Origin of the sequence: Pseudomonas sp. CFBP 13711 (assembly GCF_014842265.1) — a bacterium.
GTDB lineage: Bacteria > Pseudomonadota > Gammaproteobacteria > Pseudomonadales > Pseudomonadaceae > Aquipseudomonas.
The window spans coordinates 43,261-62,854 of the sequence record NZ_JACYVI010000003.1 but is presented as its reverse complement, the minus strand read 5'-3'; the positions used below and the strand labels follow the sequence as shown (position 1 = coordinate 62,854).

General features: G+C 62.2%; 13 protein-coding genes. 4 read left to right on the top strand and 9 right to left on the bottom strand.

Annotation, left to right across the window (positions count from 1 at the left end):
- The first annotated feature begins 9 nt into the window (after nucleotides 1-9).
- Nucleotides 10-891 carry an NAD(P)-dependent oxidoreductase gene (locus tag IFT47_RS07380; RefSeq protein ID WP_192172566.1) on the top strand — a complete coding sequence of 294 codons (882 nt, stop codon included), beginning with the start codon at nucleotides 10-12 and terminating at the stop codon, nucleotides 889-891.
- 218 nt (nucleotides 892-1,109) lie between these two features.
- Here IFT47_RS07380 and IFT47_RS07375 read toward each other — a convergent pair whose 3' ends face one another.
- Genes IFT47_RS07375 through IFT47_RS07360 form a run of 4 tightly spaced genes read right to left on the bottom strand, consistent with a single transcriptional unit; the run spans nucleotide 1,110 to nucleotide 2,904 of the window.
- The gene (locus IFT47_RS07375) at nucleotides 1,110-1,280 is read right to left on the bottom strand and encodes a DUF1289 domain-containing protein (RefSeq protein ID WP_192172567.1); all 171 of its coding nucleotides are present in this window, start codon (nucleotides 1,278-1,280) and stop codon (nucleotides 1,110-1,112) included.
- 2 nt (nucleotides 1,281-1,282) lie between these two features.
- Nucleotides 1,283-1,639: a hypothetical protein gene (locus IFT47_RS07370; RefSeq protein ID WP_192172639.1), complete on the bottom strand. Its 357-nt coding sequence runs from the start codon at nucleotides 1,637-1,639 to the stop codon at nucleotides 1,283-1,285.
- Between the two features lie 36 nt (nucleotides 1,640-1,675).
- A complete protein-coding gene (gene dmeF, locus IFT47_RS07365; RefSeq protein WP_192172568.1) occupies nucleotides 1,676-2,608 on the bottom strand; it encodes a CDF family Co(II)/Ni(II) efflux transporter DmeF in 933 nt (310 codons plus the stop codon).
- Between the two features lie 20 nt (nucleotides 2,609-2,628).
- Nucleotides 2,629-2,904 carry a metal/formaldehyde-sensitive transcriptional repressor gene (locus IFT47_RS07360; protein ID WP_192172569.1) on the bottom strand — a complete coding sequence of 92 codons (276 nt, stop codon included), beginning with the start codon at nucleotides 2,902-2,904 and terminating at the stop codon, nucleotides 2,629-2,631.
- 268 nt (nucleotides 2,905-3,172) lie between these two features.
- On the opposite strand from IFT47_RS07360, the gene IFT47_RS07355 reads away from it, so the two are divergent.
- Genes IFT47_RS07355 through IFT47_RS07345 form a run of 3 tightly spaced genes read left to right on the top strand, consistent with a single transcriptional unit; the run spans nucleotide 3,173 to nucleotide 7,013 of the window.
- Nucleotides 3,173-4,066 carry an SH3 domain-containing protein gene (locus tag IFT47_RS07355; protein WP_192172570.1) on the top strand — a complete coding sequence of 298 codons (894 nt, stop codon included), beginning with the start codon at nucleotides 3,173-3,175 and terminating at the stop codon, nucleotides 4,064-4,066.
- Nucleotides 4,066-5,979, top strand: coding sequence for a hypothetical protein (locus IFT47_RS07350; protein WP_192172571.1), 1,914 nt, complete (start codon nucleotides 4,066-4,068; stop codon nucleotides 5,977-5,979). Before IFT47_RS07355 ends, IFT47_RS07350 begins: the two co-directional genes overlap by 1 nt.
- Nucleotides 5,976-7,013, top strand: a complete 1,038-nt coding sequence (locus IFT47_RS07345; RefSeq protein ID WP_192172572.1) for a hypothetical protein — start codon at nucleotides 5,976-5,978, stop codon at nucleotides 7,011-7,013. The genes IFT47_RS07350 and IFT47_RS07345 overlap by 4 nt, the downstream gene beginning before the upstream one ends.
- Nucleotides 7,014-7,140: 127 nt before the next feature.
- Here the strand turns inward: IFT47_RS07345 and IFT47_RS07340 are convergent, their stop codons facing one another.
- From IFT47_RS07340 to IFT47_RS07320, 5 genes are all read right to left on the bottom strand, one after another.
- Nucleotides 7,141-7,902: a YoaK family protein gene (locus IFT47_RS07340; RefSeq protein WP_192172573.1), complete on the bottom strand. Its 762-nt coding sequence runs from the start codon at nucleotides 7,900-7,902 to the stop codon at nucleotides 7,141-7,143.
- A 99-nt stretch (nucleotides 7,903-8,001) separates the two neighbouring features.
- Nucleotides 8,002-8,721, bottom strand: a complete 720-nt coding sequence (locus IFT47_RS07335) for a Crp/Fnr family transcriptional regulator (RefSeq protein ID WP_192172574.1) — start codon at nucleotides 8,719-8,721, stop codon at nucleotides 8,002-8,004.
- Between the two features lie 64 nt (nucleotides 8,722-8,785).
- The gene (locus IFT47_RS07330; RefSeq protein WP_192172575.1) at nucleotides 8,786-17,431 is read right to left on the bottom strand and encodes a GH36-type glycosyl hydrolase domain-containing protein; all 8,646 of its coding nucleotides are present in this window, start codon (nucleotides 17,429-17,431) and stop codon (nucleotides 8,786-8,788) included.
- A gap of 127 nt (nucleotides 17,432-17,558) precedes the next feature.
- On the bottom strand, nucleotides 17,559-18,935 hold the full coding sequence (locus IFT47_RS07325; protein WP_192172576.1) for an ATP-binding protein: 1,377 nt from the start codon (nucleotides 18,933-18,935) through the stop codon (nucleotides 17,559-17,561).
- Nucleotides 18,932-19,594, bottom strand: coding sequence for a response regulator (locus tag IFT47_RS07320; RefSeq protein WP_133770422.1), 663 nt, complete (start codon nucleotides 19,592-19,594; stop codon nucleotides 18,932-18,934). Before IFT47_RS07320 ends, IFT47_RS07325 begins: the two co-directional genes overlap by 4 nt.

Here is a 19,594-nt window from a genome sequence, read left to right as displayed (position 1 = left end):
AAATCCATCATGAGCAATCACCTACTGGGCTTCATCGGCGTCGGCGTCATGGGTCGGCCGATGGCGCGCCGGCTTCTGGAGCAGGGCCACTCGCTGGTCATCTACGACAAGGATCAAGGCGCGCTGGATGAACTCGGCGCGTTGGGTGCGCGAGTCGCGGGCGGCGTACGGGAAGTGGCCGACAGCGCCGAAATCGTCTTCACCAGCCTGCCGAGTCCGGCCATTTTCAAAGCCGTGGCGCTGGGCGCGGACGGGATCGTCGAGGGCAACAGGGTGCGCATTCTGGTGGACCTTTCCACCGTCGGTTCCCGGGCCGAGCAGGAAGTCGCCCAAGGGCTGTCGGCGAAAGGCATCGACACCGTTGACGCGCCTGTCAGCGGCGGCGCAGCGGGCGCAGAAAAGGGCACGCTGGCGCTGATGGTGGCGGGCAAACCGGCGGCAGTCGAGCGAGTGCGTGCGTTGTTCGACGTGTTCGGCAAGGTGTTCATCGTTGGCGAACAGCCCGGGCAGGGGCAGTTGCTCAAGCTGCTCAACAACATGCTCTCGACCACCGCGTTCGCCATCACCAGCGAAGCCTTCGTCGCAGGCGTGAAAGGCGGGCTGGACCCCGAAGTCATGATGGCGGTGATCAACGCGGGCAGCGGCAAGAACGGCGCGACGATGGACAAATTTCCCAAACACGTCCTGCCCGGTACGTTCGACTTTGGCTTCCCGATTTCAAGCGTGTGCAAGGACATCGGATTGGCCGTCGAGGAATGCCAGGCGCTGGGCGTGCCGATGTGGCTGGGCAACGCGGCGCGTCAACTGTGGAACGTAGCCGCGCAACAGGACGGCGGCGGACGTGACCTCACCGATCTGGTGCGCACCGTGGAGGGCTGGTCGAATCGTTGAGACCTCAGCAACCGGTATGGAGCGCCTCGGTCTGGGGCCATCAGGGTCATCGCTCCCAGGCATCGCCGGTGGCGGAGAAGGGCGATGGCCTGATTCTGCAGGACGCCTGATTTTGTTGGCTTGCTCCAGGGTAAAACCTTTTGATGGGCCGTTCATGGCCCAGCTACTTGCACGCTGGACCCACGGCGGCCATTCAGGAGGAACGACCCTCCCCATGCCTATTTCAACGCTTTCAAACGCGCGCTCGCTCTTAGCACGGCCGCCATCTTTTCAGGGCGCTTCATGCGTTTCCACTTTCTGATGTCTTCCTTGGTCCGGCCACAACTCACACACAGATCACCCCTGAGCTGGCACACAGCGATGCACGGATTTTCGATTTCCTTCGCCATCGTCAGTGATCCTTAGCCAGTCGCTTCTGCCAGTTGCCACTGTGACTGCGCTGGCATTCTTCCTCAGAGTCAAAGCGGACATTGCGATCTGACAGCTTCAGAGCAATGCCGGCTTCATTCAACGCAATGGCCGTCAGCTCAAAAAGGCGAGCCTTCGCTTCAACCTGAGCGAGCTTGCTGTCCGCGAGCGTTTCGAACACCCAGATCACCTTCAGGGTTTCAGCCAACGCCTCCAGGTCAGCAAGGTGGGTCAGCCAGGTGAAGCCTTTGATTTCACCTTTTGCGGTTTCGCACGCGTCGGTCAGCGTCGCAATTAACCGACGTTCGATTCGCGCCTGTTCACGTTTGCCGGGTGGCATCGCAATTTCCTTTTGATGAGGGGCAGAGGTGCTCAATCAGCCCGGTCGAAATTCGACCGTCAGGTGCCTGACTTCATGGACCGGCTGGAGGCGTTCTCGAATGGTGTCGGCGTTCGCAGTGGCCGCGCCGAGGACGCTGACGATGGCCGCATGGGCTTGGGGTCCAACCCGCCACACGTGCAAGTCGGTGATGGTGGCATCCCCCGGTTCTTCAACCCGCTGGCGGATCTCCTCGGCAACGTGCGCGTCAGTCTGATCGAGCAACACGCCTGCGGTGACTTTCATCAAGGTCCATGCCCACCGCGCGATAACGATGGCGCCGACGATGCCCATGGCCGGGTCCAGCCACACCCAGCCCAGGTAGCGACCGGCGAGCAGGGCAGCGATGGCCAGCACTGAAGTCAGCGCGTCTGCGAGGACGTGGACATAGGCCGATTTCAAATTGTTGTCGTTGCCATGATGGGCATGGTTATGGCCGTGATCATCATGATGATGGTCATGATCGTGTCCGTGACTGTGCCCGTCGCCCAGCAACAGGGCGCTAACGATGTTGACCATCAACCCGGCAATCGCGATGAGGGTAGCGGTGCCGAACTGAACGTCCGTTGGCTGCAAGAGGCGCATGACAGACTCGATGCCGATCCCCAGGGAAACCATACCGAGGATCAGCGCCGACGCGAACCCGCCCAGATCTCCAACCTTTCCTGTGCCGAAGCTGTAACGCTTGCTGGACGCGTTGCGCTTGGCATACCCATAGGCGGCCGCGGCGATGCCCAATGCACCGGCATGGGTGGCCATGTGAAAACCATCGGCCAGCAACGCCATCGAGCCCGTGACATACCCGGCGGCGATTTCACCCACCATCATCACAACCGTCAGGGCCACCACCCACAGTGTGCGCCTGGCATTCTCATCGTGGGCTGAGCCGAGGAACACGTGGTCGTGTGCGTAGTTGATGCTGCTGTTCATGAGTGACCGCCGAGATGTGTTCACTTGGAATAACGACGAATGGCTTCAAGAAGCTCTTCGACACCTTTGCTGCGCTCGGCTTCGCTGAGACCCGGATCCGCAATATGCGCGCGGGCGTGGTCTTCAATGATCTCCTCCATCAAGCCGTTGATGGCCCCCCTAGTGGCGGCGACAAGGTGCAGTGTCCTGGCGCAGTCGAGATCCGACTCCAATGCCCGTTCGACGGCCTGGAGTTGTCCGGCGATGCGCTTAACACGCTTGAGAAGATCGTTTTTGTTTGCTGCGATATGACCCATCGGATACCCCCTGCCTGGACGGAATGCAGCATAGGGGTACTCCCTATCCCTATGCAAGGCTCGTTTGGAAACGGAGCGTTGGCTGGCTGTTGCTCCAGTCGCAGCCCGCTGTTCTTCCCCCGAACCGACTGTCAGCCATAAAAACGGTTGTGACTCTTTTGGAATTTGTGTGTAATCCGCGCACTTCTTCAGGGATGAAGGCCGATCAACGATTTCACCGTGCTAACTCATCCCTGCATATCTCTCCTTCACCTCAGAGGACTGTGCGATGGGTTTGGCAAAAAAGGCCACTGCTGCGTTGCTCGTGTTGAGCATTGGTTTTTCATCCGGTTGCGCCACGTCGGGTCCCGACTGGGCTAACAAGGAAAACATTGGCACCGTAATCGGCGGCGCCGCTGGTGTGCTGATCGGCAGCCGCATCGGCGGCGGAGGCGGGCGAACCGCAGCGATGTTGATCGGCGGCCTGGCTGGCGCATTGCTGGGCAAAACCATCGGCGCGAAAATGGATGAAACCGACCGTCTCGCCCTCGCTGCACAAACCCAGCAAGTCCTCAACAGAAACCAGGACGGCCAGGCCGCTACCTGGCAGTCCAATCACAGCGGCAGCAGCGCGCAGATCACCCCGGTGAGTACCGAAACGCAGTCGCGGCAGGTGGCGGTAAAGCGCCTGCCGAAGATTCAGCCGGTCACCGACATGACCGTCATCAATAAACCTTACCGCACCATCAAGTCGGCCAACTTGCGCAGCGCCCCGGACAGCAGTGCCGACAAAGTGGGTGGGTTACCCCCGAGTTCGACGTTCACCGCCTTGGGCCGCACCCACAATGACTGGATCATGGTCGGCCGCCGTGGCGTCACCGTAGGCTATGTGTATGCCCCACTGGTGGAGGCCGTTGCACCCAAACCCATTGCGGTTGCCAGCAGTGCTGCCACACAAGGCTCCGCCGACAACGCCACTGACCTGGACCACCTCGACGTTGCCAGCGCTGCGAAACAGGGCGTGGACCTTGACGCCATCGACGCCAAACCGGTGGAAGACAAACTGACCGCACAAACCACCTGCCGCACGATTACCTACGACGTGAAAGCCAAGGACAGTCAGGCTGAGAAGCAAACCGTCAAGGCCTGCCAGGCGGGTGACGGCGCTTGGGAACTGATTTGATGAACAGCGTAAGCAAACTGTTGCCACTGACCCTGTTGGCGCTTGCCGTGTGCCCGAATGCCCATGCTGCTGCCTACCGGCTGGCCTTTTCCAAAGGCGAGAACGTCGAAGTCTTCGTGGACCATGCCGACAATCAGCCGTGGTGCACGAATCCGCTGGCGCTGCGTTTTGCCTTCGCCGGCAAGCCGGACAACGATGCCATCGCGCGCCTGCTGCCCAAACTCGGCGGCCTGCTCGCCAGCCAGTGCCCGAGTGCTGCCACGGTGAACTGGAAAAGCTACAACGCCCAAGGCCAGATCGTTGCCATTGGGGTGGCTGCCAAGGCGGAGGAATGGTCCAGCCATGTCGTCGTGGCTGACATGCTGGCCGTGCCGGCAGCCAAGGTTGCCGCTGCGCCTGTCTCCGAGCCAAACCCGGCCCCGGTGCCGCCCGTTCCTGCACCCGTTGCAGCTACGGCCCCAGTCCAGCCGCCAGTTCCTGCACCGGCTGTGACGGAAGATCGAGTTCCATCCCCGGCTCCTGCACCCGTTGTGGCTGCAGATCCAGTCCCACCGCCTGTGCCCGCTGCCGCAGTTCCACAAGCGTCTGAGTCGGCACCGGTTCCGCCGTCCCCTGTGCCCAAAACGATCACTCCCGTGACGCCGGCTTTTGCGGTATCCGGCTGGACGCCACCGTCCGAGGCCGACGCGATCAAGGCTGCCACCTTTTTCCTGGAACTCAAAGACCAGAACGGTTGCCTGTTTCGTACCACCTACAAGCCAGACGGTGACACCCGCTTCGTGAATGCAAAATCCACCGGTGTTACCTGCGGTTCCGATGGCTACGCTGCGGGTGAGGGGGCAGTGGTGGTGCTACGGGCAGACGGGGTGAAGCTGAAGGAATACGAAGGCAGTTTTCATCGAGGCATCCCGTTCAACAAACAAGCGCCGCAGCTTCCTATCGTAGGCTTTGATAACCAGAAAAACGCCCTGATGCTGCTCTCCAGTGACCCGGCCAGCGGCATCCATTACTTGCTGCGAGCGTCTTACAGCTGGAGTGGCTATTGGGATACCCGCAGTCCGGCGCTGGTGGCCGTGACCGAAAACCAGGAGCTTTTCCGCCAGCTTGAAACCATTAAAACCACGGTGTTCACCGCCCTGAGCGCTCTGGACCAGGTCCAGCCGAAAACCCCGAACGTCAACTTCATCGCCGTTCGAGACGTGCCGCAGGGCCTTGTGAAGAATGACCGCGACAGCTGGCTGTATGAATCCAATATCAACCGGAACTGGGGCACCAAAAGCTGGCAGTTCAACCCGCAAAACGCCAACAACTACCTGTTTATGCATGAAGCGCAGGTCGCTGAGCAACAACGCGCTGCGGACCGTCAGCGCCAGTACGAAGAGCAGAGAAAACTTGAGCAGGCCGGCTACCAGGCCCAGACCCAGCTCCAGCAGTTTGCCCAGCTGAAAACCGAAAGCAGCGACGCTAAATACATCCAGTCTCGCCTGCTGACCGACGTCAGCTATGCGCCCACTTCCGGGGGCGGCTATGCGCGGCTGGTAGCCGGCGGCAAAGCGCAGTACAGCCAGATTGTGCACATCGTCGGCAAGACAGATGGACGCTGGGAAACCGATTACCCCTATGAGTCGCAACTGGATGTGGTCGGCCCCAACCTTAAGCCTGAGAAGGGCTGGTTCCTGGCCAAAGGCGAGGTCACTCTGGACCCGGTCAAGCGAGACAGCGAAGACCTGCCGCTGACCCTGGTAGCGGTGACTTACCTGCAAGCCTGCGCCGGAGACGGCTGCACCGATTTACGTGATCCGCTGAAAATCATGCGCATGCAGTTGGGCGACGACAGCTGGACGCCCGACGCGGCGCGCCAGGTATTCAAACAGGCCTGGCCTGACCGGAACATTCAGGGGGATGTGCAATGATCCAGAAAAAACTGCTTGTCCCTGCTGCGGCTGTGGCGATACTCGCTGCGGGCTACTTTGGCTTGTGTGCCTATGCAGGCAAACAGGCCCAGAAGCGCCTCGATGACTTTGTGTATGACAACCATCTCAATGGGACTGTCAGTTGGGCCTCGGTCAGCTCCTCGCCCTTTGGCGGCAAGGTCGTGATCAAGGGCGTCGAGTTTGGCGAGGGGAAGGCGGGCGGTCTGCGCGCCGATAAAGTCATCGTGACCGACCTGATCAACAACGACAGCCGGAGTCGTGTGCGCATCGAAGCCAGCGGCATACAGGCTTCCAGCAGCTCGCTGCAAAGTCTGCAGGACCTGGGCGGAATGGCCGGCCTGATGGGGATGGGCGGTGGCTCAAGGGGCATGAATAATTTTGGCCCGTTATTAAGCAGCGGCCGCAACGAGCTCAAACCGTTCGACCTCACGCTGTTTCTGGACCTGGATGACGACGCCACCCGCGCTACGGGTGAGACCTTTGTGGACATGCCAGACCTGTTCACCTTCAGTGCCAGCTACCGCATGGATAACGTCAAGGACCTTCACCGTACGATCAATGACTTGCAGCGCGGCGGCGAGATGGCCGTCTACGGGTTGCTCGGCGGTGCAGCGCAAGGCGTGCAAGCCGCATTCGCCCGAGCTGAATTAAGCGAATTGAACGTCAGTTTCAAGGACAAGGGCATGGTCAAACGCAGCGCATTGCTCGAACAACGCTACGCCACGCCCTTGGACCCGACTGCCGGCAGTGCCGACAAACAGCGCCAGGCCTGGTTCGAGAAAAGCCTCGATAACTGGCAGAAAAGTTGTGAAAGCGGGATGCGGGAAAAAGCCCCGATGCTCAGTGATGGCTGCGAGCTGATGGTCAAACTGTTCAAAGGCAAAAACGACGGCATCCAGCTGAGCGTCGACCCCAAAGACCCGGTCCGGGTCATGGACCTGATGAGTCTGTTTGGCGGCGGCAATAGCAGGCAGGTGCTGGAACGGCTGAATCCGGAGGTGAGCTCGCTGTAGGTTCAGCGGGACTGACACTGCTTTCTGTGATCAGGATGACGTGCGTGCTCACTTGTAGAAGCGGTTGGCAACCGTTCGGCTGCTTCGCTTGGCGTGTCGATCCTGTACGGGCACGTCTGCCGACAGGTCACCCACGCACTGCACGCCGGACATACCGCCGCACATCGTCCAGCGCAGGCACAATGGCCAGCGTTCCGAGGACCAGCGAGAGCGGCACGGTCGCGATGTACCCGACGTGTTTAAACCCGTACGCACCCGCCACCCCGCCGGCGAAAAAGCTCAAGGCCAGGACGGTCAATATGTTCAGGCGCGCACGGTTCGCGAGCACTCGCGGCTGCCCGGGCGGGGTGGCGCCATTCCAGTAGCAGAGTTTGCCCAGCTCAATGCCGATGTCGGTGACGATGCCGGTGATGTGCGTGGTTCTGATTTCGGCTTTGGAAACCTTGGTGATGAGGGCATTTTGCAGGCCCATGATGAAGCACAGCAGCATCACGGTCAGCGACACGACCAATCCGTCCACCGCCGCCAGCCTGGCGCCCAGAAAGCCGAAGCAGATCAGCAAAAAAGCTTCTAACAGCAGCGGTAGCGCAAACGCGCTGTGCAGGCGTTTGCGGCGGGAGTAGTTGACCATGATGGCTGAACAGGCCGCCCCTGCCATGAAGGACAGCAGGGCGCTGCCGCCGCGCACGACCAGTTCGTACGCACCCAACACCGCGTTGTCGGCCATGGACGAGACGATCCCGGTCATGTGTGAGGTGTACTGCTGAACCGCCAGAAAGCCCCCGGCATTGATGGCCCCGGCCACAAAAGCCAGGGCGAAGCCAAGGTGCCGGTTAGCGGCGGGGGTGCGTCTTCTGCCGGTCAGGCTGCGGATGTATCTGATCGCCATCAAAGGGTCCCGTGGATGCTGAAGTTCCTGAGGCCGTTTTTATCCGATCTGTGCAATCACCGTATCGAGCCTTCAAGACCCTAATGATGACCCGATCACTCACGTTTGTGGGGTGTAGCTCAGCAAGCGGTCGGACTCGGCCTTCACCACTGAATAACATTCGCAGCTCAACTGTTCCAGTCGCGAGCGGTCAAGGACCTTGATCTGGCCCCGGCTGTATTCGATGATGCCTTGGCGCTGCAGTTTGCCCGCTGCCTCGGTCACGCCTTCTCTGCGAACACCCAGCATGTTGGCCATGAGTTCCTGGGTCATGGTCAGCTGATTGCCTGCCAGCCGATCCAGCGACAACAGCAACCAGCGGCACAACTGCTGATCGATCGAATGGTGCCGATTGCACAAGCCGGTCTGTGACATTTGCGCAATCAAGGCCTGGGTGTAGCGCAGCATGAGCAGCAACAGGTCGCCGTGACGATCGAACTCTTCCTTGAGTTTATGGCCGGCCAGCCGGAACGCTCCCCCGGCGCTCTGAACAACGGCGCGGCTGGACGTGCTCTCGCCGCCCATGAACACCGCGATGCCGACAAGCCCTTCGTTGCCGACCACGGCGATCTCTGCCGAGGCGCCGCTTTCAGTGACCTGCAGCAGGGACACGATCGAGTCGGTGGGAAAGTACACATGACGCAAGGTGTCCCCGGGCTCATACAGCACCTCGCCCAATACCAGAACCACCCATTCCATGTGCGGCGCCAGCCGACTGAGTTCTTCATCGGCCAGCGCAGCCAGCAAGTGATTGTCGATCGGCTGCGGCGCGGTGCACATACGGAAACTCCGGAAGAGGGGACGACCAACAGAGAGTACTCCAGCGCGGCGCCGGCACTGGAGGTCAATCATCGGCCGCCTTCGCGTATTCCCCTGCCGCTGACGCTGCGGGCCGCGAGCCGCCGCACTCAATGCGCACCCGGCGTTCCACGCCATCATTCACCAGCGTAAGCGTGTCACCCTCGACCGGCTCGCCATCCAGAGTCATTGAGCTGCCCTGGGCATCGCCGCGGACCACCTCGAAGTGATACTGCGTCTCTGCGAATCGGTAGCTCAGGGTAAACCCGGGCCAGTCCACCGGCATCAGAGGGTTTAGCTGCAGCAGATTGCCGGTGCGTTGAAGCCCCAGCAGCGACTCGACGCCCAAACGGTACATCCAGCCTGCGGAGCCGGTGTACCACGTCCAGCCGCCCCGTCCTGCATGGGGCGCAATACCGTAGACATCGGCCGCCATCACATAGGGTTCGACTTTATAGGTGTCGATCCTGGCGCCGTTGAGGGGGTCGGCCGGGTTGATCATGTGCAACAGCTCCCAGGCTTTGGTCGTGTCGCCCAGCTGCGCAAAGGCCATTGCCGCCCAGACAGCCGCGTGGGTGTACTGCCCACCGTTCTCGCGCACGCCCGGCACATAGCCCTTGATGTAGCCCGGGTCTTGCAGGCCCTTGTCGAACGGGGGATCAAGCAGCAGGACCGCGCGGATGTCGGGTTTGACCAGGTACTGATCCACCGCCTGCATGGCCTGACGCTGTCGGGCGGGTGATCCGGCGCCGGACAGCACCGACCAGCTCTGGGCGATGGAATCCAGCCGACACTCATCGTTGACGGAGGAGCCCAGCGGCTGCCCGTCGTCAAACCAGCCGCGGCGATACCACGCGCCGTCCCAGGCAGAGGCTTCCAGGTGGTCTCGCAGCTGTTTCGCCTGTTCGCCGCAGCGTGCTGAGAATTCGCTGTCGCCGTGACGTTCGGCGAGCCGCGCGAAGCGTTCAAGCACCTGACAACCGAAAAAGCCCAGCCAGACGCTTTCACCCCGGCCGAGATAGCCCACACGATTCATGCCGTCGTTCCAGTCGCCACTGCCCATCAGCGGCAGACCGTGTTCGCCACGGCTGAGGCTGTGCTCGATGGCGCGGACACAGTGCCGATACACCGGCTCCTGCAGCGGCGATACTCCGGGCAAGTCGTAATAGGATTCCTCACCCGGACCCAGCGCGCGCCCTTCAAGGTAGCCGGCGGGTTCGTCCAGCACCGACAGATCATCGGTGACCTCGACGTAACGGCTGGTGGCGGCCACCAGCCACAGGAAATCATCGGAGCAGGCCGTGCGCACCCCTCGATTGAGGGGAGGGTGCCACCAGTGTTGAACATCGCCCTCGGCATATTGATGATTCGCGCACAGCAACAGATGCGCCCGCGCCGCCGCCGGGTCGGCATGAATCATCGCCATGCTGTCTTGCAGCTGATCGCGAAAGCCGATGGCGCCGCCCGACTGGTAATAGCCGCTGCGGGCAAGGAACCGGCAGGCGATCACTTGATACATCAACCAGCCGTTGAGCATCACATCCAGGGCCGGCACGGGCGTCTTCACCTGAACAACGGAAAGCACCGAGCGCCAGTGATCCTTCACTTTCTGCAACTCCGCCGCCGCCACCTGCACGCCTTTGTAGCGTTGCACCAACTGGGTGGCCGCCTGGGGATTTTTCTCCGCTCCCAGCCGCAAGATCACTTCCGTGCCCTGGCCGTGTGCGAGCGCCACCGTCACCTGTATCGCGGCGCACGGGTCCAGACCGCCACCGGTTTTTCCGGACAGCCCCTTATGCCGCATCGCGGCGGGAGACTGCAAACTGCCGCAACGTCCGATGAACTCGGTACGGTCCGCCGTGACACTGTGATCGACGGAGTCGGTATCGAAAAACGCCACACGCTCGCTGAATTCCACCGACCAGGCGTTGCGCGCAAACAATGCGCCGCTGGCAGGGTCCGAATGGGTGACCACGTGCATGGCTGATTTGCTGCGCAGATCGCCCAGGACCCACTCCACATAGCCCGTCACCGTCAGGTTGCGCTCACGCCCCGACACATTGCGCAGCACCAGCCTGGAGAACTTGATCGGCGCATCCAGCGCCACGTAAACCCAGAGCTCGCTCTGAATGCCGTCTTCCTCGTGCTCGAACACGGTGTAACCAAAGCCATGGCGCGTTCGGTAAGCGCCAGTGCCCGAGGCAGGTTGGGGGGTGGCTGACCAAAAATGCCCGGTGTCTTCATCCCGCAGGTAAATGACCTCGCCGACGGGGTCGCTCACCGGGTCGTTGTGCCAGGGCGTCAGGCGGTATTCGTGGGCATTTTCGGCCCAGGTGTAGGCGCTGCCGGACTCCGAGACCACTGTGCCCATCTGGGCATTGGCAATCACGTTGGCCCAAGGCGCTGGTGTGGGATGGGAGGCCGGTGCGTTGATGATGTACTCACGCCCATCCTGGCTGAATCCACCGTAGGCGTTGCTCAATGGCAGCGACATGGGCAACGGGGCAAGGGCCTTCGATGGCACTGGCATATAAAGGCGGGTCGCTACAAACGGCGCGTGCACCCGGACCACGCGGCGGCGCTGAACCTGTTCGGCAAGCGTCCCCAGTCCTTCGGAAAACACCAGGCGCGCAGCCGACAGGATCAGCGTGCGGTCCTCGTTCGACATCTGCTGCGCCATCCGCACGAATAGGCCGCCCGGCCGGTCCACCAGCGTGGCTTCGCTGCCGGAAGTGACCAGTCCCATGATCGCGTCCTGCAGTTGCTGGCGATAACCCACCTGATCTTCGTTCCAGATCAACAGATCCGTCAGCAGGCCTTTCTGGCGCCAGTAGGCGTGGGCCTGAATCATCTTCTGGACCAGCTCGATATTCTCGAGGCTTCTGACCTGCAACAGCACGATGGGAAGGTCGCCTGAAATCGACTGCCCCCACAGGCCTTGCTGATTGCGCAGGTTGGCCGCCAGCACGGTGCTGTCGGCGCGCAGGCCTGCGTTGGCGTAAATCAGTGACGAGGCCATCTGCTCAAACAAACGGGCATCGGCGGGGGAAACGTTGAGCTGACGCAGCAGCACCTGACTGTGGGTCCATGACAGATCGAAAACCCGATCCGCCAGGTGCCGATCCCGGTATTTGTTGATCAGCGAGAGGCAGTCGTCGCGACTGTCCGCAATACCCGTGACCAAATCGATGGTGCCTTGCTGCCCGGGCTGCAAAGTGATCCGGCAACGGATGGCGACAATCGGGTCCAGGACCGGGCCGGCGCTGCCAGACAGTTGCTCGCAGTCCGGGTCCAGCGCTGCCGGCGACTGGGTGCTGCGGCCGCGACCGATGAAGCGCGCGCGGTCGGTCTCGTAGGAAATGGCCTGAATATCTACCCCGTGAGCCGCGAGCAGGTGGCACATCCACGGCGTGTGCTCATCGCTGGCGCGGGGCCGACGACTGCAAACGATGGCTTGCAGCGGCAGCAGCAGCTCGGTCTGCACGAACAACTTGCTGAACGCCGGGTGCATGGCGTCCGTTTCCGGCGAAGCCAGCACCACTTCTGCGTAGGTGGTGATCTCCAGCGTCCTCGCAGATTCCCCTCGGTTGGTCACGTGCAGGCGGCGCAGTTCGATGTTGTCTTCAGGGGAAACGACGATTTCCATATGGGTGTCGAAACCCAGTGCCCGGGTGCGAAACTCGGCACGGGCATCGCTGAAAATTGCCTCGTGGCTCTCGGCCCGGTGCAAGGTCGGCTGAAAGGCGGTCGACCAGACGGCGCCGGTGGCAACGTCCCTCAAGTAGCAGAACGTGCCCCAGTGATCCCGAGTGGTGTCTTCCTGCCAGCGGGTGGCGGCCATGTTTTCCAGGCGGCTGTAACCCCCACCTGCGCTGCTGAGCATGACGTGGTACTTGCCGTTGGACAGCAATTGCACCGCCGGGCGCTTGAGCCCCGGGTTGGCGAACACCCTGAGGTCATTCTCCTGGCCGGCGCCTGTATCCCCTGCGGCCGGCTGCTGGGCGGTTTGCAGGTAAGGCGCTGCTACTTTGGGCACCCGCTCTTGCAACAGCAGCAGGGCCGACTGCAGGGCAGGGTCGGATTCAAACCGCCGTTGCATGGGCTGATTGAGTAACACACTGACCAAGGCCAGCAGACTCATGCCCTGATGGTGCGCCATGAAGGACTGCACCCAGGCGTAACGCTGGCCCCTCGGGAGACGCGCTTCGGTGTAATCAATCGCTTCGTAGAATCCGTAGCGCCCGCAGGCGCCTTTGCGGGCAAGACGCTGCAGGTTTTTGCAGGCCGCCTCGGCGTCCACCATCAAGGCCAGCACGCTGGCGTATGGCGCAACAACCACGTCGTCGCCCAGGCCGCGCTTGAGGCCGAGGGCCTGAACGCCGAACGCCCGGTACTGATAATTGAAATGCGCATCCAGCGTGTAATAACCCGATTCCGATACCCCCCACGGAATGCCCAGGCGCTTCCCGTGTTCGATCTGCACGGCCACCGCCGCCCGGCAGGTCTGGTCAAGCAGACTGCCGTCGTAGTTGGGCATGACCAGCATGGGCATCAGGTATTCGAACATCGAGCCGGACCAGGACATCAAGGTCGGTACGCCGGCGGAGTCACCGAGCAGTCGCCCGAGGGTGAACCATGCCCGCTGGGGAATCTGACCCTGAGCGATGACCACGAAGTTGGTCAGGCGTACTTCCGACGCCAGCAGGTCGTAATAGCCGGTGTCCAGGCGACGCTCGTCGGCGTTGTAGCCGATCACGAACAAGTCGCGCTTGTGGTCATAAAGCAGGGAGAAGTCCATCTGCGCGAGATCCCCCGTCAGCAGGATCAGGCGATCGATCCGGGCGATGGCGTCAAGGGCGGCCTGGCGGACCGCGTCAATGCGCGGGTGATCCTCCGCAGCCCAGTCAGCTTCCTCCAGTGTGGACAGCTCCCGCAGCGTGCGGCGACGGGGGTGTCGACCGATCGAAGGCGTGGGCAGTCGATAACGTTCGAGGGCCGCGATCCAGTCATCACACTGGGCGAGCAACGCGGTTTGCCAATATGCGCTGTCTTCGGTGCTGCCCGCCGGCATGGCCGCCACCCGAGCACGGACGGTCTGTAACGCCGTCAACAGCGCACCGGTTTCATTGCTTCCGGCGGGCGCTTCGAGCAGGGAATAGAGCGCGGTCAAGGTGTCAGCGGTGTCCGTCGTTTCAAGCAGCGTGTCCAGCGTGATGCGCAGCCCCTTGAGCATGGCAGCATCGAACACCGCGGCGTCGGGCAGCTGGATCAAACCCGCACGCAGGTTCAGCAGGTGCCCGGCCAGGTTGCCGCTGTCAACGGTGGAGATGTATTGAGGGCGCAGGGGCTTGAGGGTCTGCGTGTCGTACCAGTTGTAAAAATGCTGCTGGTAACGCTCCAGGCTGTCCATGGTGTCCAGCGAGGCGGCCAAGCGCTGCAGCAGTCGGTCGGTGCTGAGATAGCCGAAGTCGTGGGCCGCCAGATGCGCAAGCAAGGCCATACCCATATTGGTCGGAGAGGTCCGGTGGGCGATCACCGATTTTGGCTCTTCCTGAATATTGTCAGGGGGCAGCCAGTTATCCTGCGGCCCGACGAGTTCGTCGAAGAACGCCCACGTCCGCCGCGAGAGCACCTGAAGGAAGCGCAATGCCTCCACCGAGGGCTCGAATACGGCATTTTCCGGCATCGCGCTCAGGCGCCAGGCGATCCAGGGACCGGCAGCCCAGGCGAGCAGGAACGGCATGGCGATCGCCAGCGCGAGCGGGTCAGTCAGCAAGCCGGCGAATCCGCAGAGGGCGAGCAGAGGGCCGATCCACATCTCGCGGTAGAGCGCCGGCAGCGGGTTTTGCGTGTTGCGCTCGACTTCGCGGGAGGGTTCCCATTGCAGCAAAAGGCGGCGGCTGAACAGGATGCGCCAGAGCGAGCGCGCAATGGCGCCCACGCTGTAATACATCTCGAACGGCAACCATGCGACGGTGGCAGCGATCTGGGCGAGGTCTTGCCCCAGACTCCGGCACAGCGCGGCCAGGTATTGCCGATAAGGCACGTTCAACGGCGGTTGCAACCCATCAGTAAGGGTCCTGAGCAGCGGTTGCATGACCAGCAGGCCAACCACCGCCAAGGTCCAGGCCAGCGGTTCACTGCTGGCGAACCAACCCCAGGCCAGCATCAGCAACACGGCCGCCGGCTCCAGGCTGCGGCGCAGGTTGTCGAGGATTTTCCAGCGGGCCATGACGTCGAGACGGTTGCGTGACCATTCGCCGCGCGTGTTCAGGGTCCAGGGCAGGATCCAGGGGATCAGTTGCCAGTCGCCGCGAATCCAGCGATGACGTCGTTTGACGTCCACGCTGTAGCGAGACGGATATTGCTCATACAACTGCACGTCGCTGAGCAGGCCCGACCGGGCGTAGCAGCCCTCGATCAAATCGTGACTGAGAACCTGGTTGTCCGGCAGACAGCCCTCCAGTGCACAGGTGAACGCATCGACATCGTAGATGCCCTTGCCAATGAAGGAGCCCTGTTTGAACAGGTCCTGATAGATGTCCGAGACCGCCCGGGTGTAGGGGTCAACGCCGCCGCCACTGCCGAACAGGCGCGAATAGATCGAGCGGGGGGTGCTGGTCAGGCTGATGCCGACCTGGGGTTGCAACAGCGCGTACCCGGAAATGACGCGCGCACGGCTTGCATCGAACACCGGGCGGTTGAGTGGATGCATCATCGCGGCCACACACTGGCGGGCCACCTCGCCCGGCAGCAGGGTGTCGGTGTCAAGGGTCAGCACATAACGCACCGTGCCAAGAGCCGATATGTCGCCCACGATGCTGGTGAAACGGTCTTCGCCCGCGCCGCGCAGCCACGCGTTGAGGTCGGTCAGCTTGCCGCGTTTGCGCTCGTGACCCATCCACGCGCGCTCACTGGCGCTCCAGCGGCGAGGGCGGTGAAACAGGAAAAACCGCGCCGGCAATTCGTCCGCATACTTGCCGTTGATCCGATTGATTGCCTCTGCGGCATAGGCGAGCAGGTCGGCATCCGGCGCTTGCACTTCAGTGGGTGAATCGAGGAAATCGGTCAGCAGCGCGAAGAAAAGATTGCTGTCGCGATTGGCCAGGAACCTGACCTCCAGGCCTTCCACCAATTCGTCGACGTCCGGGCGAGAACCGATCAGCGTCGGAACGGCGACCAGCGTGCGCGCCTCATCGGGGATGCCGTCGGCGTAATCCATCTTCGGCAGCATGGCGGGCAGCAGGCTGAACGTGACCAGCCAGTTGATGAGGCTGAAGGCCAGGCGACTGGTCATGACCAGGCAAGGCACTGCCAGTGCGATGAGCGCGAGATCAGGCAGTCCGTCCCGGTGTGCCGAAGACAGCAGCGGCAGCGCAAAAATAATCGTCAGGGCACCGGCGGGGGCCAGGTAAAACGTCAGCGGTGAGCTTTGCAGCAGGCGTTTCCAGCGTTCGTGAAAGGGCACACGGGCGCCGAGGTTTTCTTCAAGAACGCCGATTCCGGGGCCCACCAGGAAAAACCCGATATGGCGCGTGAGACCGTCTCCGGCTGAAGCATTCCGGTGTTCCCGGGACAGCGCTACAACGGTCTGCGCGACGGACATCTCAGTGCGTCCACTGCGCCGGGCCAGCCGTTCGATGACGTGGCGATAGCTGTCGCGGGTGGCGAAGTCCATGCGCGGATAGACCTCGGCCGGGTCCTGTTGGAGGGTCTGCTCCACATGGCTCATGGCTTCGACAAACTCACGCCAGGGGGTCGCTGACAGCAGGCGCAGGCTCGCGATGCTGTTGCTGATGGACATCTGATCCGCAGACTGCTGCTGCGCATCGAATTGCACCTGCCGCTCGATACTCGAACCGGTCTCGGCGAGCAACTGCTCGATCCAGTTGAGCGGCAGCGCCAGGGCAGCGCTTTGACCCTGCAGCCGGCGGGCGAACTCGGCAACGAATGCAGCGGTCATGGGCGGGGCAGAATGGGCCATGTCAGCGACGCTCAGCACCACGCTTTTCACATCGTGCTCGGACACCTCGATGAGCCGCTCGGCCCAGTCATCGGCCAGATTACGATCGTCCCAGTTGGCCATGACCCGTGAGGCCACCCGCCGCAGGTTCTCGATCAAGGCCAGGCGCAGCATGATCGGAATGGCCCACAACTCGCCCAGCGTCAGCGGCATGACCGTCTGATAAGAGACGACGAAGCGCTTGAGGCTCAATTCGTCAAAGCGGCCATCACCGTGGGAAATCGTCTCAAGGGCAATGTCATAAACCCTCGGCAGGCCGCTGGAAGGCCCATTGCACAGGCGCGGCAACTCACGGCTGTAACCCTTGGGCAGGTGGGACCGTGCGGTGCGGATGTGATCTTCGATGAGGAAAAAATTATCGAGCAGCCACTCGGCGGCAGGGGTCATACGGCGCTCGGACGCCTGGGCTTGAGTCAACGCACTGCAGCTCTCCTTGAGCAATGCCTCGTTGTCATCCAGCCTGCCCAGCAGAAAGTCCCGCGTGGTGACTGCGCCGAGCTGATGCTGGGTGGCCAGGGCAATGCCGTGGCTGGCCATCTGGTCGGCGTTGAACAGTTCGGCGCGCAGCAGCCGTTCGTAGGCGAACGCAAGCTTCGGATGGGTCCCGGCGCGACCCGCCAGCCTGACCCGGGAGATCGCCTGTTTGGTGCGTGTCCATGTGCTCGTCATTAGTTTCCCTTAAATGACTTGCACTCCGGCGGACGCAGCGTGTTGGGCGGTGTGCACAGCGGAGCGCCGGCACCGATGTGCCCTGGTGAACGAAGCGTTCAAGCCACGACAGTGTGAGTACGCTTTCTCAGGGCTGTCTGTTCGCTGGCGCACATAGCGTCGCGCGCAGGCCTTTTCCTGCGCGGTTCTCCAGGATGATTTCACCGCCGAGGCGTCGTGCAATCGATTGCACGATGGTCAGGCCCAGCCCGGCCCCCTGATCGTTGCCGCGACTGTAGAACCGCTCGAAAAGACGCTCCCGCTCGGCTTCGTCAATGCCGGGTCCCTCGTCCGCAACGCTGAGCTGGAAATAGCCATTGCTCACCCCCAGGGTGACGACCACCTGACCGTTCAAGGGCGAAAAATTGACCGCATTGGTGACCAGGTTTTGCAGGGCGATGTCGATGGCGGCGAAATCGGTTCTTACCATCAGGGAAGGTTCATCGCAGTCGAACACCAACTCCAGCCCCCGGCTCAATACCCACGGCGTTATTTGCACCAGGCTCTCGCGTACAGCTGCGACGATATCTGCATTGCGGGTGAGCACCGCGCCGGCACCGGGTTCCATCCGGGCGACGGTCAGCAACTGATTGACAAGCCGTGTCGTGCGGTCGACGCCGACGATGAGGTAACTCAGGGACTGGTCGCGCTGTGCCTCATCGTGTGCCTCGAGCACATTTTGCGCATGCACACGCAGCACCGCCAGCGGGGTGCGCATTTCATGGGCGGCGTCGGCGATGAAGCGCCGTTCGCGGCTCAGCACCTCCTGAATCTGTCCAAGCAATCTGTTCAGGGCCGCTTGCATGGGCTCCAGCTCGCTGGGCAGCGGTGCCAGCTGCAAGGGTTCGAGGGAGCCCGGATGACGACCGCGCAGCGTGGCGGCCAGATCGGCCAGCGGCTTGAGTCCCCAGCCAATGGCCAGCCAGATCGCGCCCATCAGCAGCAGGCTGCCGATCAGATTGGGGATCACCGTGTGGCGAACGATGCGGTTGACCAGGTCCGAGCGCACGTCGTCGCGCTCGCCGACCCAGATCAGCAGGTCGTGTTGCTCGTCCCTGAGCACGAAGGTGCGCCACTCATGTTTGCCCAGATCATTGATGTCGCTGAAGCCGTTGTACTGCGGCGCACGGGTCAGGCTCGGCGCGCTGGGGGTGTGCACCAGCAGCCGGCCTTGAAGGTCCCAGACCTGAAAGGCGATTTTGCTCTCGTAGGGGTGGCCGTCGATTCGGGGTTCGGCCTGAGCCAGGGCCTCATTGAACGCCTGGTACAACTGCGCGTGCTCCTGCCGCGCCAGGGGCATGCGCATCACGCCCTGCAGCAACCGGGCATTGGTGGCGAGCTGGGCATCGTAGACTTCGGCGATTTCGTGGTTGCTGTCGTGGAGGTTGACCAGCGTCAGGATCAGCAGTCCGATCAGCACCAGTCCGAGGATCAGGGTTAGCGTGCGGCGACGGATCGACGTCACGGGCGATCCTCCACCAGGTAGCCGACGCCGCGTACGGTGCGGATCAGCTCGCTGGAGAACTTTTTGCGCAGGTGATGGATGTGCACTTCGAGGGTGTTGCTCTCTGCTTCTTCGTTCCAGCCGTACAGCAACTGCATCAACCGTTCGCGGGTCATCACCCGGCCCGGTGGCGAGAGCAGTTCATACAACAGCTGGTATTCCTTTGGGGTGAGGGCGACGGGTTCGTTCTTGTAACTGACTTGCTGGGTGGCCGGGTCCAGGCGGATGCCCGCGTGCTCGATCGTGACCCGCGCGCGGCCGGCACTGCGCCGCAACAGCGCCCGCAGGCGGGCCTTGAGTTCTGACAGGTCGAAGGGCTTTATCAAGTAGTCGTCGGCCCCCGCGTCGAGGCCGGCAATGCGGTCCTCGGTGGCGTCCCGTGCCGTCAGGATCAGCACCGGCAGCGCCGAGCCGCTTTCCCGCAGGCGCCGCAACACCGCCAGGCCGTCCAGCCTGGGCAATCCAAGATCGAGAATGGCCAGGTCGAAGACTTCGCTCAATAAGGCATGGAGGGCGCTGGCGCCATCTTTCACCCAGTCCACCGTGTAGCCTTCGCGACTCAACGCCTGATGAATGCCCTCGCCGAGGGCAACATCGTCTTCAACCAGCAGCAAACGCAT

What these genes read in the sequence shown, in the direction of transcription:
- IFT47_RS07380 (WP_192172566.1), top strand. Translation starts at nt 10, where the DNA reads ATGAGCAATCACCTACTGGGCTTCATCGGCGTCGGCGTCATGGGTCGG.
- IFT47_RS07375 (WP_192172567.1), bottom strand. Translation starts at nt 1,280, where the DNA reads ATGGCGAAGGAAATCGAAAATCCGTGCATCGCTGTGTGCCAGCTCAGG.
- IFT47_RS07370 (WP_192172639.1), bottom strand. Translation starts at nt 1,639, where the DNA reads ATGCCACCCGGCAAACGTGAACAGGCGCGAATCGAACGTCGGTTAATT.
- dmeF (WP_192172568.1), bottom strand. Translation starts at nt 2,608, where the DNA reads ATGAACAGCAGCATCAACTACGCACACGACCACGTGTTCCTCGGCTCA.
- IFT47_RS07360 (WP_192172569.1), bottom strand. Translation starts at nt 2,904, where the DNA reads ATGGGTCATATCGCAGCAAACAAAAACGATCTTCTCAAGCGTGTTAAG.
- IFT47_RS07355 (WP_192172570.1), top strand. Translation starts at nt 3,173, where the DNA reads ATGGGTTTGGCAAAAAAGGCCACTGCTGCGTTGCTCGTGTTGAGCATT.
- IFT47_RS07350 (WP_192172571.1), top strand. Translation starts at nt 4,066, where the DNA reads ATGAACAGCGTAAGCAAACTGTTGCCACTGACCCTGTTGGCGCTTGCC.
- IFT47_RS07345 (WP_192172572.1), top strand. Translation starts at nt 5,976, where the DNA reads ATGATCCAGAAAAAACTGCTTGTCCCTGCTGCGGCTGTGGCGATACTC.
- IFT47_RS07340 (WP_192172573.1), bottom strand. Translation starts at nt 7,902, where the DNA reads ATGGCGATCAGATACATCCGCAGCCTGACCGGCAGAAGACGCACCCCC.
- IFT47_RS07335 (WP_192172574.1), bottom strand. Translation starts at nt 8,721, where the DNA reads ATGTGCACCGCGCCGCAGCCGATCGACAATCACTTGCTGGCTGCGCTG.
- IFT47_RS07330 (WP_192172575.1), bottom strand. Translation starts at nt 17,431, where the DNA reads ATGACGAGCACATGGACACGCACCAAACAGGCGATCTCCCGGGTCAGG.
- IFT47_RS07320 (WP_133770422.1), bottom strand. Translation starts at nt 19,594, where the DNA reads ATGCGTTTGCTGCTGGTTGAAGACGATGTTGCCCTCGGCGAGGGCATT.